Here is a 16,387-nt window from a genome sequence, read left to right on the forward strand (position 1 = left end):
GCAGCAATGCATGGAGCTGACCAGTACTAATCGGTCGAGGGCTTATCCAATAGCAAGTCTAATGAGCGTCAGTTTCGTTTCGAATCTAGTTTTCAAGGAGCAATCCTTGTTGATGTTATGATTGACTTTTGGAGAGATACCCAAGTGGCTATAAGGGGACCCTCTGCTAAGGGGTTAGGCTGCGTAAGCGGTGCGAGGGTTCGAATCCCTCTCTCTCCGCCATCTTTACCTAAGATGGACGAGCAATCAAAAACATTTATGATATGGCGGCGTAGCTCAGCTGGCTAGAGCGTACGGTTCATACCCGTAAGGTCGGGGGTTCGATCCCCTCCGCCGCTATTATATTACCCAGGAGGCTTAGCTCAGCTGGGAGAGCATCTGCCTTACAAGCAGAGGGTCGGGGGTTCGATCCCCTCAGCCTCCACCATATACGCCGGTGTAGCTCAACTGGTAGAGCAACTGACTTGTAATCAGTAGGTTGGGGGTTCAAGTCCTCTCGCCGGCACCATTAATGCCTGGAACCGTGGTGTAGTTGGCCTAACATGCCTGCCTGTCACGCAGGAGATCGCGGGTTCGAATCCCGTCGGTTCCGCCATTAATTATTAAACAAATGAATATGGCTCGGTAGCTCAGTCGGTAGAGCAGAGGACTGAAAATCCTCGTGTCGGCGGTTCGATTCCGTCCCGAGCCACCTTTAATCCTGGAGGATTAGCGAAGTGGCCAAACGCATCAGACTGTAAATCTGCTCCCGTACGGGTTCGGTGGTTCGAATCCATCATCCTCCACCAGTTTTTGAGCCATTAGCTCAGTTGGTAGAGCACCTGACTTTTAATCAGGGTGTCGAAGGTTCGAGTCCTTCATGGCTCATCTTAAATAGAGAGTGATTGATCATTAATTTGATCGATCACTCTTTTTTGCTTATGACAATGACGATAGTTATGTGAGTCGCGGAGCCAAAGAGCAGTGCAGAGCAAGATATGATAAAATAATGATAAAAATAAACAGAGTGGTGGCGTTCATGACATGAAGCACATACTTGATTTAAAACAGCAAATTGAGGCCGTTATAGGCACCACATTAGATGAATATGAAATTACGATGCTCGAATGGAATCAATCCATTGAAAACTTGAGCGGTTTGGAAGTAAATCAACCGCTTTTTATTCAAAGCAAAACTCATGAAGAAGAACATGAGCCTAAGGCAGGTTCATGCATGTCAGCAGATATTATTAGTTTACATGCTGGAGAGCGAATTTTTTTCAGAGTGGGCAGCAATCCTGAGGAGAATACAGTAGTGTGCTGGGGGTGCCCGTCGGTATCGATCACACTGGAGACTCGTCGTCTGATTGAGTTGCTTCTCCGCAGCCATTCAAGTATAAATAGCGAACTTAAGGTATCCCTGCAGGACAATGATGCAGATCAACAGTTAGTTATATTGGGGAGATGGCTTCAGAATCAGATTAAAACATACAGTCCCGACAATACTGTACCGCTGCCGACTCCGTTCAATACATTTGATGAGTTTCAGAAAGAGAAGGTGCTTTTTGTATTACAGGGTGAAACCCCTGATTCTCAGCGCGTTGACTCTAACGTTTTAAATAAACTACTGGAAAGTTATTTCGGGGAAGAGGTTACTTTGATCCCTCTTGGCGCACAGGAATGGCTCTTTATGAGTGACGAGACAGTGGTTACGGGGGAGGCGGATGAAGATACTGCAGAAGCGCGCAAAGACTCACTTCTTGCATTTTGTTCCGGATTATATGAACTGATTGCGAGTGAGTTTGCAGGGTATTCCATTTGTCCGCATCATTGCCTTGTATTCCTAAGCATGCATTAGTTCCGGTGGCTTCCCTTCTTCAGGAGAGCATACATCTAGGGCGTTCATTTCACGTGACACAGCATATACACCTTCCTTGGGAACTGCAGCTGGAGCAACTTGTCGCCAGTATATCGGAGAAGCAGCGGCTTCGCTTTATTCAGGAAATTGGCAAGGGCACGCTTCTCTTTGATGATAGTGAAACGTTAGCCACCTTGGAAATCTTCTTTAGTTTGGACTGCAATGTCAGCGAGACGGCGAAGCGTTTGTTTATCCATCGGAATACACTGGTATATCGTCTCGACAAAATCAAACAAGAGATAGGATATGATGTTAGACATTTCAAAAGTGCAAATATTGTGCAGCTTTTGCTGCTGATGTACAAAGTGACGAAAAAGGTTTGATATTTTTGTGCAGTTTGCGAATAGTCAAATAACCAAGCGATAGGGTATTATAAAACTACAAATTGTATTCGATTACAAAATGATCTCTGAGGAGGCAACAATCATGGCAGGAGTACGTTTAGAGCATATTTTCAAAAAATACCCGGGTTCTGATAAAGCAACTGTAGTTGACATTAACCTGGACATCAAAGACAAAGAGTTTCTGGTACTGGTAGGTCCGTCCGGTTGTGGTAAATCAACGACACTGCGTATGATCGCAGGCCTTGAGGAAATTTCTGAAGGTAAACTCTATATCGGTGACCGTGTCGTGAATGATGTTGCACCTAAAGACCGTGATATCGCGATGGTATTCCAATCCTACGCTTTGTATCCGCATATGAGCGTATACCAAAACATGGCATTTGGTTTGAAATTGCGTAAGGTCAAAAAAGACGAAATCGACAAACGTGTACGTGAAGCAGCTAAAATCCTCGATATCGAGCACTTGCTTGAGCGTAAGCCTAAAGCATTGTCCGGTGGTCAACGTCAACGTGTCGCTTTGGGACGTGCGATTGTCCGTGATCCACAAGTCTTCTTGATGGATGAGCCGCTTTCCAACTTGGATGCGAAACTGCGTGGTCAGATGCGTGCGGAAATCACAAAGCTGGCTAAACGTTTGGAAACAACTGTAATCTACGTAACGCATGACCAGATCGAAGCAATGACGATGGGAGACCGGATCGTAGTTATGAAGGATGGTATCATCCAACAAGCTGCTTCACCTGAAGAGCTGTATAACCACCCGGCTAATTTGTTCGTAGCAGGTTTCATCGGTTCCCCGACAATGAACTTCATCTCGGGTAAACTGGCTGAGCAAGGTGCAAGCCTTCACTTCGTAGCTCCTGGTGTGGACGTTGAAATCCCGCAAGGTAAAGCACAAGTGTTGAAATCTAGAGGATACGTTGGCAAAGAAGTGATTCTGGGTGTTCGTCCAGAAGACATCCACGAAGAGCCAGTATTCCTGGAAGCATCCCCGAACTCTGTATTCTCTACTCACGTAGATGTAACAGAGAACCTCGGTCACGAAATGCTTCTCTACTTGAGCGGTGTAGGTAATGACACTACAATCGCACGTGTAGACGGACGTTCCAACACTCGTGATGGTTCCACAGTTAAAATGGCCATCGACATGAACAAAGTTCATATCTTTGACAAAGAAACTGAAGTGAACGTACTTCTTCAAGACTAATCCTACTGAAGATCCTCGGTAACGATGAGATCTGTAAGTAACGTAATTATATATTATAAACCGAGCCCCTTCCGTTCTTGCTGGAAGGGGCTTTTTTAAAGATTATCGTATCAATTTGCTGCGATTGCATTCAATGCAAAATTCATTTAAGATTATTTGAAGGTCTGCCCTTAAAATGCTGCTTGTTAAAGTCTCAAAGAATCATCGCTGGAGGCTAAACATGCTTGGCTTTGGATCATGGTATAGGTACGCTGGATCATGTTGTGAATGCGCTAATAATGGAAAGAAATGATACACGAACTGAGGTACATAAGAGGCACAGCGAATGCTGAAAGGAAGAGACAAATGGCGAAAAAAGTGAAAGTATCCGAATTGGTACAGCAGTTTCAGATGGAAGTTGTTTCTGGCTCCCAGGGCTTGAAAAGATTCATCACGGTAGATGATCTCAACCGCCCTGGTCTGGAAATGGCCGGTTATTTCGAATATCATCCAAAAGAGCGGGTACAGCTGCTGGGAAGGACGGAACTGGCCTTTTTTGCAATGCTGCCTGAGCAAGAGCGTCGTGAACGTATGCAGCGTCTATGCACAGAGGAGACGCCATGTATCGTCGTAACCCGTGGACTGGAAGTGCCGCAGGAACTGATTGATATTAGCGAAGAGCAAAATCTGGCTGTGCTTCGCAGCAATATGGCGACAACGATCTTGTCTAGCCGTATTACCGGATTTTTGGAAGGCAAATTAGCACCAACGGCCACAATCCATGGTGTATTGTGTGATGTGTATGGTGTAGGAATGTTGATTACAGGCAGCAGCGGTATCGGTAAAAGTGAAACTGCGCTGGAGCTTGTGAAGCGTGGACACCGTTTGATTGCCGATGATGCGGTGGAAATCCGTCAAACCTCTGACTTTCAATTGCACGGTACTGCACCTGAACTGATCCGTCATCTGCTCGAAATCCGTGGTGTCGGTATCATCAACGTGATGACCTTGTTTGGTGCAGGGGCTGTACGGAATAACAAACGGATTACGCTGGTGGTACGCCTTGAAGCGTGGCAACAAGATAAACAGTACGACCGTCTGGGATTGGATGAGGAGACAACACGTATCATTGATACAGATGTCCCTCTCGTAACCATTCCTGTTCGGCCGGGACGAAACCTGGCTGTAATCATCGAAGTGGCTGCGATGAACTATCGCTTGAAACAGATGGGACTTAATGCGGCACTCCAGTTCACAAACAAGCTGACAGCGACCATTTCGGAAGATATGGAAGATATGGACTAAGTAAAACTGCTGACGATCAGCTGTAATGCAGGATAGAAAATATCAAGCCAAGTATAATTGAAATAATGAAGCATGACACATGGCGTCTGTACTCCTTAAACAAGAAGGTTCGTGCAGGCTCCACATAGTCATGCTTACAGATGTGAATTGATAGGAGTGTGAATGAATGGATACATTATTACTGTTGAACCCGATTGCGTTCTCCATTGGCGCTCTGAAGGTTCACTGGTATGGCCTTATTCTGGGTATGGCTGCGCTCCTGGGGCTGCTGCTCGTTATTCGGGAGGGCAAGCGATTTAACATCCCGCAAGAAGTATTCATGGATATGGTACTGCTGGGTGTGCCTTCCGCCATTATTGGCGCACGAATCTATTACGTTGCGTTTAAGTGGGAAGATTATAAGGACAACTTGTGGGATGTTTTCAAAATATGGAACGGTGGTATTGCGATCTATGGCGCATTGATCGGTGCCATCATCTGTGCAGTGATCTTCTTCCGCCGCAAAGGGTACAACTTCTGGCGTATGGCGGATATCTGTGCACCGGGTCTCATCGTAGGACAGATGATTGGACGGTGGGGCAATTTTGTCAATCAGGAAGCGTACGGCGGTCCTGTTGAAGAATCATTTTTAAGAGACAAGCTGCACCTGCCGGACTTTATTGTGAATCAAATGAACGTGGAAGGTGTATTCCATCACCCGGCGTTTCTATATGAATCCGTATGGAGCTTTGTTGGACTGATTATTCTGTTAGTGCTTCGTCGCCAGAAGTTTATGCGTTCTGGTGAACTGTTTATGTCTTATTTTATCTGGTATTCTATCGGACGTTTCTTCATTGAAGCTCTGCGTACGGATAGTCTGGCATTCCAGGCTCCGGGGTGGGTCGCTTCGTTTGTGAATGGTCTGTGGTCTCCGATGACGGCGTTGGGATTCGAGCAGGGATACCTGGACCCGGCATACGGTAACGTAAGGATCTCTCAGCTGCTTGCCATTGCCATTATTGTTGCCGCGGTTGTGTTTATTGTGGTGAGAAGAGTGACAGGAAAAGCAGATGCACATTACAGTGATCCGATCGTTTCGTCGAAGGTAACTGCCGATGATATCGAGCACACGGGAACAGAAGCTGGTAAAGAGCAAAAAGTAACACCAGCATCATCAACCACTTCGGGTCAGGCTCAAGATGAGCCTAAGCAAGTTGAAGATAAAAAGGAGTAATGCAACGTGATTGACACGGTACTGTTTGATCTGGATGGAACGATTATTGATACTAATGAGCTGATTATCAACTCCTTCCTGCACGTCATGCAAGGGTGGGACCATGCTGAACCATGGACAAGGGAACAGATCATTCCGCATATGGGGGGCACATTGGAGCAACAAATGCGAACCTTTTCAGGTCATGAAGAGGTATCGGAGTATGTCAAAGGTTATCGGGCGTACAATGATATTCATCATGAAGCAATGGTCAAGCCCTTCCCCTATGTCATTGAGGTGGTGGAGGCTCTGCATCAGGCAGGCATTACGATGGGAGTAGTAACAACCAAAATTCGCCCTTCGACCCTGAAAGTGCTGGAGCGTTTCGATCTGCTTAAATATATGAAGTCTATTGTAACGGTAACGGATGTTACGCATCCGAAGCCACATGCCGAGCCTGTACAGAAAGCGATGGCAGAGTTGGGATCGGATCCTGCTCGCACGCTGATGGTGGGCGACAGTCCGGTGGATATACAATCCGCACAGAACGCTGGTGCTCTCTCTGCCGGTGTGGCATGGTCTCTTAAAGGAGAAGAGGTTCTGAGCGGATACAAGCCGGATTACATTTTGCATGATATGAGGGACTTGCTGGACAAAATCCTTACAGGAACGGGACGTTCATGAGAAAAGTAACCCGCTATCCCGTAGAAACCGAGAATGCGCTTTGGCATATCTACAAGACGGTGAGCCCATGGAAGGGTGTTTATAACTTTATCTGGATTCAGCTGTCACGGTATTGCCCGATTCTTCCTCTGAAGAACTGGATCTATAATCGGGTGCTGGGCATGAAGGTTGGGAAGCATACGGCTTTTGGCCTGATGGTTATGGTGGATGTTTTTTTTCCGGAAAAGATAAAGATCGGTGAAAACTCCGTGATCGGATACAACACGACGATTCTTGCACACGAATACCTCATTAAAGAGTACAGGCTGGGTGAGGTCATTATCGGAAATAATGTGCTCATTGGTGCGAACACCACGATCCTTCCAGGGGTAACGATTGGTGATGGAGCAGTGGTTGCTGCTGGTGCAGTGGTTCATAAGGATGTGGCTCCGGGGGCATTTGTTGGAGGTAATCCCTTACGTGAGCTGAAGCGATCTGCCTCATCGTTAGAGGAAGAGGAGACGGCGAAAGAGGAAATGATTTTTAAAACGGACGAGGTTTCACGGGGAAAGCTGCACTAGGCTGAAATTTGCAAAAAATAGAGGTACAGGGATGCATACAGGAAGAGCTGCTGAAGGCAGCTTTTTTCGTATACAAAATTTGAAGTCTAACAGCGTCAGCGAACGTTTAGGTGCGGGGGTATAAGCTGCATAAGGCATGATAAGTAATGGGAGTAAAAGAACGGAAAGGGAACAAATGTGGTTAGCCCGCCAGTTGGTTGACGTTCCAGCCGGATTCATGTTATCATATCCCATATCCTTTAGTTTGTTAGCACTTTACCATACGAAAGTGAATGTTAGAGAGTGCATTTATGATCTGTTAGTGAAATGTATTTACGGTCTATAAGATCAACATATGCGATTGGGAAAAGATCTCTTCCTCATTGCGTAATGCGGCTTTACACTGAATTCGGGTTACAACATAGAATGGGGATTTGTCATACATAAATCCTGTTGAAATAGAGCGATATCATGATATAGATGATGCAAATGACAAGCATTCAAATTCATAACTCGGGGTGAATAGTACCAATGTCCAAACCAAAAGGCTTTGAAAAACCGACCGGCTTTCGCGATTACACACCACATGTCGTATCCAAGCTGCGAATGATTGAACGTAATGTACTGGAATGCATGGAGCGCTGGGGTTATCGCCAGATCATCACACCAACGATTGAATACTACGATACGGTAGGAGTAGCCAGCTCAACATCGGATCGCAAATTGTTTAAATTATTGAACAGTCGGGGAACAACGCTGGTATTGCGCTCGGATCTGACAGCTCCAATCGCACGTGTAGTGTCTTCCATGCTTAAAGATGAGAAACTGCCACTGCGTCTGTCCTATCATGCGAACGTATTTCGTTCGATTGAAGAGGAAGCCGGGCGTGAGGCAGAGTTCTTTCAGACAGGTGTGGAGCTCGTAGGAGATGACTCTCCTGAGGCTGATGCTGAAGTGGTTGCACTGGCCATTGCCTCGTTGCAGGCTGCGGGGGTATCTTCTTTTAAAATAGCGATGGGTCATATGGGTTTTCTGAACGGATTGCTGGAAGAGGTTATTCCGGGCCAGACGGCAGAGCAGGAGCAGTTGAAGGAAGGGCTTCTGGGACGAGATTATGTGGGCTATCGCCAATCTATTGAAGCTTTACATCTGGAGCCTGGGCAGAAGCAGCGGCTTGAAGCCATTTTGCGTCTGCGGGGCGGGAAGGAAATCTGTACTCATGCAGGCGAGCTCAGTTCAAGTCCTGAAGCGGCGAAGTCTATTGCACATCTATGCGCGGTGTTCGAGGTGCTGGAGGCTTACGGTGTCTCGGAGCATGTGCTGATTGACCTGACGATGATTGGGGATTTCTCCTATTATACAGGCATGACGTTTGAAGGGTACGCGGCAGAGCTGGGATCACCGGTATGCAGCGGCGGACGGTATGACAATCTGCTGCAGCAGTTTGGACGTGCGCTTCCGGCTACAGGTTTTGCCTTAAAAACAAACCGGATCATTGATGGTGTCCATGGCATCACGATTGAAGAGAAGAAGTCGGTACGTATCGAATACAGCCCGGAACGCCGGGCTGAGGCACTGGCTGAAGCTGCAAGATTGCGGAGTATCGGGCAGAATGTAATCACGTCTCTCCTTGCGGATCAAGGACAAGTCAAAGCAAGTGGAGCTAGTACAGACCCGGATGAACAGGTTATTATCTATGGATCACCAAAAGGAGGACTTTGAGATGTCGGATATTCTAAAGGTGGCAATGCCCAAAGGCCGCATCTATAAAAAGGCCTCCAAGCTGTTCCGTGAGGCAGGACTGGATATCCCCGAGGATGTGGATGATACACGCAAGCTGGTTATTGAAGTGCCTGAAGCCGGAATGGAGTTCATTATGGCTAAGCCTGTCGATGTTCCAACGTATGTGGAGTACGGCGTTGCCGATATCGGCATTGTCGGGAAGGATGTGCTGCTGGAGGAGGATCGCGATGTGTATGAGCTGCTGAATCTGGGTATTGCCCAGTGCCGTATGTCGGTGATTGGACTTCCGGACTGGAAAGCAGGCATTCAGCAGCGGGTCGCAACCAAGTATCCGCGCATTGCTTCCCAATATTTCCGCGAGCAGGGACAGCAGGTTGAGGTTATTAAGCTGAATGGCTCCATCGAGCTTGCACCTCTGATTGGATTAGCTGATCGGATCGTCGATCTGGTGGAGACCGGGCAGACGCTGCGTGAGAACGGTCTTGTGGAAATGACGCAGATTCTGGACATTACCAGCCGTTTGATTGCGAACCGAGTGAGCTACCGGATGAAAAATGCCCGCATTCAGGCTTTATGTGATGCACTCCAATACGTCATTCCAAACGGGAATGAGGTTTCAGCGGGCAGCCAGCGCAGATAGCGAAGGATAGTTAGCAATAAATAAAAATACAGCTTATATAGTGTGAATGGATTAGGGAGTATAACCGAAAGGGAGGGTGTTCGGATGAAGATTGTATCAGCACGGGATTTTGATCTGAAGCGTGAAGTGGAGTACGGTACACCGGAGCAAAATGAAACGGTACGGCGAATTGTCGCAGATATTCGCCGGGAAGGCGATGCGGCACTGCTGCGTTACACGGAGCAGCTGGACCGCACTACGCTGACGGCTGCGCAGCTGCGCGTGCCGCAGGAGGAGCTCCAGGCCGCGTATGCAGCCGTGGAGCCATCGTTTGTGACGGCGATTCGTCAAGCCGCCGTCAATATCCGTGCGTTTCATGAGAAGCAGAAACGCAATTCGTGGATGGACTGGCAGCCGGATGGCAGTCTGCTCGGCCAGATTATTCGGCCGCTGAAGCGTGTCGGCGTGTACGTCCCTGGGGGAAAAGCAGCGTATCCATCATCGGTGCTGATGAATGTTATTCCGGCACAGGTTGCAGGCGTGCCGGAGATTGTGCTTGTCACACCGCCGGCGACGAACGGCGGTGAGGGCATTAACCCGTACATTCTCGTGGCTGCCGCGGAAGCAGGCGTGAACGAGATGTACCGGGTTGGCGGCGCGCAGGCGATCGCCGCACTCGCTTACGGCACGGAGAGCATTGCTCCGGTCGACAAGATCTGTGGACCGGGCAGTATCTACGTGGCGCTCGCGAAGCGCGAGGTGTATGGGGCAGTCGATATCGACAGTATCGCCGGCCCGAGTGAAATTGTGGTGCTCGCCGATGACACGGCGAACCCGGTATATGTCGCCGCGGACCTGTTGTCGCAGGCGGAGCATGACGAGATGGCGTCGGCCATTCTCGTCACCAACTCGGCCGTGCTGGCGGAAGCCGTGCAGGCCGAGGTGAAGCGGCAGCTGGATGTGCTGCCGCGACGTGATATCGCCGCTGCTTCGGTAGAGCAGTATGGCGCCATTATTGTAGTCGATTCCATCGATGAAGGAATCGATGTCGTGAACCGGCTCGCGCCAGAGCATCTGGAAATCATGGTGCAGGAGCCGATGGCTTATGCTGGACGGATTGAAAATGCAGGAGCGATTTTCCTCGGCCCGTACAGCTCAGAGCCGGTAGGCGATTATTTTGCCGGACCAAACCATATTATTCCGACAAATGGAACGGCCCGCTTCAGTTCACCCGTGGACGTGGATGATTTTATCAAAAAATCAAGCTTGATCTATTATAGTAAAGAAGCGCTGCTGCAGAATGGGGCAGCAATCATTGAATTGGCTCGTCACGAGGGACTTGAAGGACATGCCCGTGCAATCGCTGTAAGGTTAGAACAGGAAGGAAAGGCGGAATCGGACAATGGATAACCAGAACAAGAGCACAGACAATGGTGTAGAGGTTCAAAGTAAAGGGGCAGTACGTCAGGCAGAGGTAGATCGCAAAACCAATGAGACCAATATCCAGTTGTCGTTCAATGTAGATGGTACAGGACAATCCAATATCGAGACGGATGTACCGTTTCTCAACCACATGCTGGACCTGTTCACGAAGCATGGTCAGTTCGATCTGAACGTACAGGCACGCGGAGATATTGATATCGATGATCATCACACGGTTGAAGATATCGGAATCTGTCTGGGACAGACGCTTTACCAGGCACTGGGCGACAAACGGGGTATTAAACGTTATGCCAGTGTGTTTGTTCCGATGGATGAAGCGCTGGCTCAAGTAATCATCGACGTGAGCAATCGTCCGCATTTTGAGTATCGCGCTGAGTATCCGTCACAGCAGGTAGGCAGCTTCTCTACAGAGCTTGTGCATGAATTTCTGTGGAAGCTGGCACTTGAAGCACGGATTACACTCCACGTTATCGTGCACTACGGTCAGAACACACATCACATGATTGAGGCGGTTTTCAAAGCCCTTGGACGTGCGCTGGATGAAGCAACGATGATTGATCCACGGGTAACAGGTGTGCCTTCCACGAAGGGAGTGCTGTAGACGATGGCGATTGCAATTGTCGATTACGGTATGGGGAACCTGCACAGCGTCGGCAAAGCGGTCGAACGTCTTGGCTACGAAGCGCTGGTCACTGGTGAACGGGAGGCTATTCTGGGTGCAGATGGTGTAATTCTGCCCGGTGTTGGTGCCTTTGGCGATGCGATGGTGCATCTGCGGGAGACGGGTCTGGATGCCGTTGTCAAAGAAGCAGCGGCCGGCTCTAAACCGCTGCTTGGCATCTGTCTGGGTATGCAGCTGCTGTTCAGCTCCAGTGAAGAGCACGGTCTGCATGAGGGACTGGACATTCTGCCAGGAAAAGTGGTGCGCTTCGCACCAGGCGAGCTGAAGGTTCCGCATATGGGATGGAACCGTCTGGAATTCCTTCATCCCGAGAATCGGTTGTTCACAGGGCTGGATGCAGAACATGTCTATTTTGTGCACTCATATCATGCATTAACTGAGAGCAAAGAGGATCTGCTGGCAGTTACGGATTACGGACACCCGGTTACAGCCATTGTAGGCAGAGGATCAAACTTCGGTATGCAGTTCCACCCCGAGAAGAGCGGCGAGCTTGGCATGAAGCTGCTTGGCAATTTTCTGTCATTGACCGGCTCGCCGATACTTTGAATTGAACTTGAATTGAACTCGAATCCATACTCAGGAGGCCTTGTATGTCATCTTTTATTTTATACCCGGCAATTGATATCCGGGACGGCAAATGTGTAAGACTGATACAGGGAGATTATAATCAGGAAACGGTATATAACGATGATCCGGTTCAGGTTGCGCTGGATTGGGAAAAGCAAGGCGGTACATATGTCCATCTCGTAGACCTGGATGGTGCTAAAGCAGGACGTCCCGTTAACGACGAGCTGATCGGACGCATTGCTTCGGCAGTGAATGTGCCTGTTCAGGTAGGCGGCGGACTTCGTACAGTTGCAGATGTTGAACGTTTGCTGGAGCTTGGTGTAAGCCGATTGATTATCGGAACGGCTGCGATCGAGGACCGTGCTTTTACGGAAGAAGTATTGGGACGTTATGGTGATAAAGTAGCTATTGGTATAGATGCTCGTAACGGATATGTGGCCACTCGTGGATGGCTTGAAACTTCCGAGGTCCAGGCTGAGGTTTTGGCGAAAGAGCTGGCTGCTTATGGAGCGGAAACGTTCATCTTTACGGATATTTCCCGTGATGGCATGATGCAGGGGCCTAATGTTGAAGCCATTGTGTCTCTTGCCAAAGCGAGCGGACGAACAGTTATTGCTTCTGGCGGTGTCAGTGTGATGGATGATCTGCTTCGCTTGAGTCGCCATACAGATGACGGAGTTGGCGGAGCTATCGTGGGTAAAGCGTTATACACCGGCAGTATTGATCTGGCTGAAGCTGTGCGTCTGGTGAACAAGTAAGTATAATCGGTAGAGAGGAAGAGGCAGTATGCTGGCAAAAAGAATCATTCCCTGTCTGGACGTGAAGGACGGCCGGGTTGTTAAAGGCGTGAACTTCGTCAATCTCCGCGATGCGGGTGATCCGGTAGAGCTGGCGGCACTGTATGACCGCGAGGGTGCGGACGAGCTCGTATTTCTCGATATCTCTGCATCAGTAGAAGGCCGTGAAACGATGGAGGAAGTTGTGCGGCAGACAGCTGGCGAGATTGCCATTCCATTTACGGTTGGCGGCGGCATATCCAAGGTGGAGGACATGAAACGCATTTTGCGTGCGGGTGCAGATAAGATTGCAGTGAACACAGCGGCTGTTCTTAATCCACAGATCATTGCGGATGGGGCACGCCGCTTTGGCTCGCAATGTATTGTCGTTGCCATCGATGCCAAGTATAACGAGGCTTGGGGTGAGTGGGAGGTTTATACCCACGGCGGGCGTAAGCCATCGGGAATCAAGGCACTGGAGTGGGTCAAACAGGCGGAGGAGCTGGGTGCAGGTGAAATTCTGCTCACCAGTATGGATGCTGACGGAACCAAAGACGGCTTTGATCTGAAACTGACAGCGGCTGTATCGGAATCGGTGAGTATACCGGTCATTGCATCAGGTGGTGCAGGCAAGGAATCTCATTTCTATGACGTGTTCACAGCAGGCAAGGCGGATGCAGGTCTGGCAGCAACGATTTTCCACTACAAAGAAATTGCCGTTCCGGCGTTAAAACAACAATTAAGAGAACAAGGGGTGGAAATCCGTGACTAAGGTAAGTAATGAGATCAGGGAGCAGCTCTCCCTGGAGCAGGTTGTGGAGCACATCCGCTGGGATGAAGGGCTGGTTCCTGCCATTGTGCAGGATGTGGACACCCGTGAAGTGCTGATGATGGCGTATATGAATCGTGAATCCCTGAAGCTGTCGCTGGAATCCGGGGAAACCTGGTTCTGGTCACGCTCACGTCAGGAGCTATGGAATAAAGGGGCAACCTCTGGAAATGTGCAGAAAATAGTTTCATTAAAATATGACTGCGACGGTGACACCTTGCTGGTTGAAGTGAAGCCAAAAGGGCCAGCCTGTCATACAGGCGCGGTGACCTGTTTCCATAATGAAATTATCGGATTGCCGGCAAATGAAGCTGGGCAAGCTGGCACAGAAGAGTCGGCAGACTCCAGTACGGACTCTTCATCTTCATCTAGTGCTGAGAGCCGCTTTGAGGTGCTGGCTGAACTGGAATCCGTCATTGCTGAGCGTGAACGCGAGCGTCCGGAAGGTGCATATACCACGTATCTGTTCGATAAAGGCGTTGATAAAATCCTGAAAAAGATCGGTGAGGAAGCTTCCGAAACCATCATCGCTGCGAAAAATAAAGACAATGACGAGCTTCGTCTCGAAGTGAGTGACCTGATGTACCATCTGCTCGTGCTGCTGCAGGAGCGCAAGCTGCCGCTGGATGATATCATGTCCGAGCTGAGCCGCCGTCACGAACGGCCGCGCCGCGATTAGGAGGCGAACGCTACATGCGCATAGACTACCACACCCACCATGAACGCTGCGGACATGCGATTGGCAAGCTGGAAGAATACGTGCAGCGCGGGATTGAAATCGGGCTTTCCCAAATTGGGCTGTCCGATCATATGCCGCTCCTGCATGTAGACCCGGCGAAATATTATCCCGAGATGGCTATGCCTATGGAAGAGCTCCCGCGATATGTGGAGGAGTGTTTCTCTCTGAAGGAGAAGTACCGCGGTCAGATTGATGTTCGTGTTGGGCTCGAAGGTGATTATATCGAGGGCTGGGAGGATCAGATTCGCTCCATTATTGAACGTTATCCATGGGACTATGTCATTGGCTCTGTGCATTTCCTGGGGGAATGGGATATTACCGATTTTCGGCAGACGCACCATTGGGAAGGCAAGGATGTGCTTGAAGTTTACCGTCAGTATTATGACGCTGTAAGCAAAGCCGCTGCTACTGGCATGTATGATATCATGGGACACTCTGATGTGATCAAACGATTCGGATATGTGCCTTCGCCTGAACAGACCGAGGAACGTGTTGCACTGGAGAATGCGGCTCTGAAGGCTATTGCCCAAAGCGGCTGTGCGATGGAGCTGAATGCATCCGGTCTGTCCAAGCCGTGTGCGGAGATGTTTCCAAGCCGGAGAATGCTCATGGAAGCGATTCGCCTGGGCATTCCACTTACTATGGGCTCGGATGCGCATGATCCAATGAAGCTGGGAGATCATTTACCTGAGGCGGAGGCCCTTTTACATGAACTCGGCTGTACGCAAGTGGCTGTGTTTGAAGGCCGTCAGCGTTCGTTCATTCCTTTAAATGTAGACAGCAGTGGGGTATAATAAGGGGGAAATGAACCTTTTATACAGGTTGGATTTTCCAACTTAACTATACAAGGAATTATGATCGGGTATAACCCGCGGGAGGGCATTATGCAGCATTCGTTACGTATTTTTTCCGGTTCATCTAACCCGAAGCTTGCAGAACAGGTATGTGACAAGCTGGGCGTGCAACTGGGCAATATCAAGCTGTCCCGGTTCAAGAGCGGAGAAATATACGTTCATTACGAAGAAACAATCCGCAATTGTGATGTATTTTTGATACAGTCTTTGTCTCATCCCATTAATGAGTTGTTTGTCGAACTGCTCGTTATGATTGACGCGGCAAAACGGGCTTCGGCGCGTACGGTGAACATTATCGTTCCGTATTACGGTTATGCTCGTCAAGAGCGGAAGTCGGCTCCGCGTGAGCCGATCTCTGCCAAGATGGTTGCAGATGTATTAACGACAGCTGGAGCAAGCCGTGTGGTTACGATTGACCTGCATGCGGCTGCTATTCAGGGTTTCTTCAACATTCCAGTCGATCATATGACCTCACTGGACTTGATTAGTGAATACCTGCTTAGCAAAGAGATCAAAAACCCGGTTGTGGTTTCTCCTGATGCTGGACGGGCATCGATGGCGGAGAAGCTGGCGAATCGTCTCGATTCTCCATTTGCGATCATGATCAAGAAACGTCCAAGCCATAACGAATCAATCATTACGCATGTTATTGGAGACGTTGAAGGACGAACGCCAATCATTATCGAGGATCTGATCGATACAGGAACAACCATTGTGAATGTTGTTGAAGGCCTGAAGGAACGAGGTGCAGAGAACGCATATGTTTGCGCAACTCACGGCTTGTTCTCGGATGGGGCGGTAAGCAAATTAAATCATCCATCCATTACCGAGGTTGTGGTAACAGACTCTATTGCATTGCCGGAGGATCATCCAGAATGTTTTAAAGTATTACCCGTTGCACCGATGCTGTCACGAGCCATACGTATTATTGTTGATGGCGGATCTATGGCTACACTCTTTAAGGATTCAGGTATCTAGATTCCTTGCTA

At 49.0% G+C, this 16,387-nt stretch carries 17 protein-coding genes and 8 tRNA genes; all 25 read left to right on the forward strand.

Going from position 1 to position 16,387, the window contains the following annotated elements; all coding sequences use genetic code 11:
* Positions 1 to 130 precede the first annotated feature (130 nt).
* Positions 131 to 222, forward strand: a tRNA-Ser gene (locus HNR77_RS27860).
* 43 nt (positions 223 to 265) lie between these two features.
* Positions 266 to 339, forward strand: a tRNA-Met gene (locus tag HNR77_RS27865).
* 12 nt (positions 340 to 351) lie between these two features.
* Positions 352 to 427 (forward strand) — tRNA-Val (locus HNR77_RS27870).
* Positions 428 to 432: 5 nt separating this feature from the next.
* A tRNA-Thr gene (locus HNR77_RS27875) sits at positions 433 to 508 on the forward strand.
* 9 nt (positions 509 to 517) lie between these two features.
* Positions 518 to 595: transfer RNA gene (locus HNR77_RS27880), tRNA-Asp, on the forward strand.
* Between the two features lie 23 nt (positions 596 to 618).
* A tRNA-Phe gene (locus HNR77_RS27885) sits at positions 619 to 691 on the forward strand.
* 11 nt (positions 692 to 702) lie between these two features.
* Positions 703 to 788: transfer RNA gene (locus tag HNR77_RS27890), tRNA-Tyr, on the forward strand.
* A gap of 6 nt (positions 789 to 794) precedes the next feature.
* Positions 795 to 867, forward strand: a tRNA-Lys gene (locus HNR77_RS27895).
* 156 nt (positions 868 to 1,023) lie between these two features.
* A complete protein-coding gene (locus HNR77_RS27900) occupies positions 1,024 to 1,836 on the forward strand; it encodes a hypothetical protein (protein ID WP_184191085.1) in 813 nt (270 codons plus the stop codon).
* Positions 1,837 to 1,889: 53 nt separating this feature from the next.
* Positions 1,890 to 2,219, forward strand: coding sequence for a PucR family transcriptional regulator (locus tag HNR77_RS30720; RefSeq protein WP_184191087.1), 330 nt, complete (start codon positions 1,890 to 1,892; stop codon positions 2,217 to 2,219).
* A gap of 103 nt (positions 2,220 to 2,322) precedes the next feature.
* Positions 2,323 to 3,447, forward strand: a complete 1,125-nt coding sequence (locus HNR77_RS27910; RefSeq protein ID WP_184191089.1) for an ABC transporter ATP-binding protein — start codon at positions 2,323 to 2,325, stop codon at positions 3,445 to 3,447.
* Between the two features lie 345 nt (positions 3,448 to 3,792).
* A complete protein-coding gene (gene hprK, locus HNR77_RS27915; RefSeq protein WP_110898811.1) occupies positions 3,793 to 4,731 on the forward strand; it encodes an HPr(Ser) kinase/phosphatase in 939 nt (312 codons plus the stop codon).
* 166 nt (positions 4,732 to 4,897) lie between these two features.
* Positions 4,898 to 5,944, forward strand: coding sequence for a prolipoprotein diacylglyceryl transferase (gene lgt / locus HNR77_RS27920; RefSeq protein WP_184191091.1), 1,047 nt, complete (start codon positions 4,898 to 4,900; stop codon positions 5,942 to 5,944).
* Between the two features lie 6 nt (positions 5,945 to 5,950).
* On the forward strand, positions 5,951 to 6,607 hold the full coding sequence (ppaX, locus tag HNR77_RS27925) for a pyrophosphatase PpaX (protein ID WP_184191092.1): 657 nt from the start codon (positions 5,951 to 5,953) through the stop codon (positions 6,605 to 6,607).
* A complete protein-coding gene (locus HNR77_RS27930; protein ID WP_229730039.1) occupies positions 6,604 to 7,167 on the forward strand; it encodes an acyltransferase in 564 nt (187 codons plus the stop codon). The genes ppaX and HNR77_RS27930 overlap by 4 nt, the downstream gene beginning before the upstream one ends.
* 510 nt (positions 7,168 to 7,677) lie before the next feature.
* Positions 7,678 to 8,868, forward strand: coding sequence for an ATP phosphoribosyltransferase regulatory subunit (locus tag HNR77_RS27935; protein ID WP_184191094.1), 1,191 nt, complete (start codon positions 7,678 to 7,680; stop codon positions 8,866 to 8,868).
* Between the two features lies 1 nt (position 8,869).
* Positions 8,870 to 9,529: an ATP phosphoribosyltransferase gene (gene hisG / locus HNR77_RS27940; protein WP_184191096.1), complete on the forward strand. Its 660-nt coding sequence runs from the start codon at positions 8,870 to 8,872 to the stop codon at positions 9,527 to 9,529.
* Between the two features lie 84 nt (positions 9,530 to 9,613).
* Positions 9,614 to 10,918 (forward strand): histidinol dehydrogenase, encoded by a 1,305-nt coding sequence (hisD, locus tag HNR77_RS27945; RefSeq protein WP_184191098.1) that lies wholly within the window; start codon positions 9,614 to 9,616, stop codon positions 10,916 to 10,918.
* Positions 10,911 to 11,552: an imidazoleglycerol-phosphate dehydratase HisB gene (gene hisB, locus HNR77_RS27950; protein ID WP_184191100.1), complete on the forward strand. Its 642-nt coding sequence runs from the start codon at positions 10,911 to 10,913 to the stop codon at positions 11,550 to 11,552. Before hisD ends, hisB begins: the two co-directional genes overlap by 8 nt.
* 3 nt (positions 11,553 to 11,555) lie before the next feature.
* Entirely contained in the window at positions 11,556 to 12,179 is a 624-nt protein-coding gene (gene hisH, locus HNR77_RS27955; RefSeq protein ID WP_184191102.1) for an imidazole glycerol phosphate synthase subunit HisH, read from the forward strand.
* Positions 12,180 to 12,223: 44 nt separating this feature from the next.
* On the forward strand, positions 12,224 to 12,958 hold the full coding sequence (hisA, locus tag HNR77_RS27960) for a 1-(5-phosphoribosyl)-5-[(5-phosphoribosylamino)methylideneamino]imidazole-4-carboxamide isomerase (RefSeq protein ID WP_111270252.1): 735 nt from the start codon (positions 12,224 to 12,226) through the stop codon (positions 12,956 to 12,958).
* 28 nt (positions 12,959 to 12,986) lie between these two features.
* The gene (hisF, locus tag HNR77_RS27965; protein ID WP_184191104.1) at positions 12,987 to 13,748 is read left to right on the forward strand and encodes an imidazole glycerol phosphate synthase subunit HisF; all 762 of its coding nucleotides are present in this window, start codon (positions 12,987 to 12,989) and stop codon (positions 13,746 to 13,748) included.
* Positions 13,741 to 14,484, forward strand: a complete 744-nt coding sequence (hisIE, locus tag HNR77_RS27970) for a bifunctional phosphoribosyl-AMP cyclohydrolase/phosphoribosyl-ATP diphosphatase HisIE (protein WP_184191106.1) — start codon at positions 13,741 to 13,743, stop codon at positions 14,482 to 14,484. The genes hisF and hisIE overlap by 8 nt, the downstream gene beginning before the upstream one ends.
* 14 nt (positions 14,485 to 14,498) lie before the next feature.
* Complete coding sequence (hisJ, locus tag HNR77_RS27975) at positions 14,499 to 15,338, forward strand: histidinol-phosphatase HisJ (protein ID WP_184191108.1); 840 nt, start codon at positions 14,499 to 14,501, stop codon at positions 15,336 to 15,338.
* Between the two features lie 90 nt (positions 15,339 to 15,428).
* Positions 15,429 to 16,376, forward strand: coding sequence for a ribose-phosphate diphosphokinase (locus tag HNR77_RS27980; RefSeq protein ID WP_111270248.1), 948 nt, complete (start codon positions 15,429 to 15,431; stop codon positions 16,374 to 16,376).
* Positions 16,377 to 16,387 lie beyond the last annotated feature (11 nt).

The organism is Paenibacillus sp. JGP012 (assembly GCF_014203995.1).
Classification (GTDB): Bacteria; Bacillota; Bacilli; order Paenibacillales; family Paenibacillaceae; genus Paenibacillus; species Paenibacillus silvae.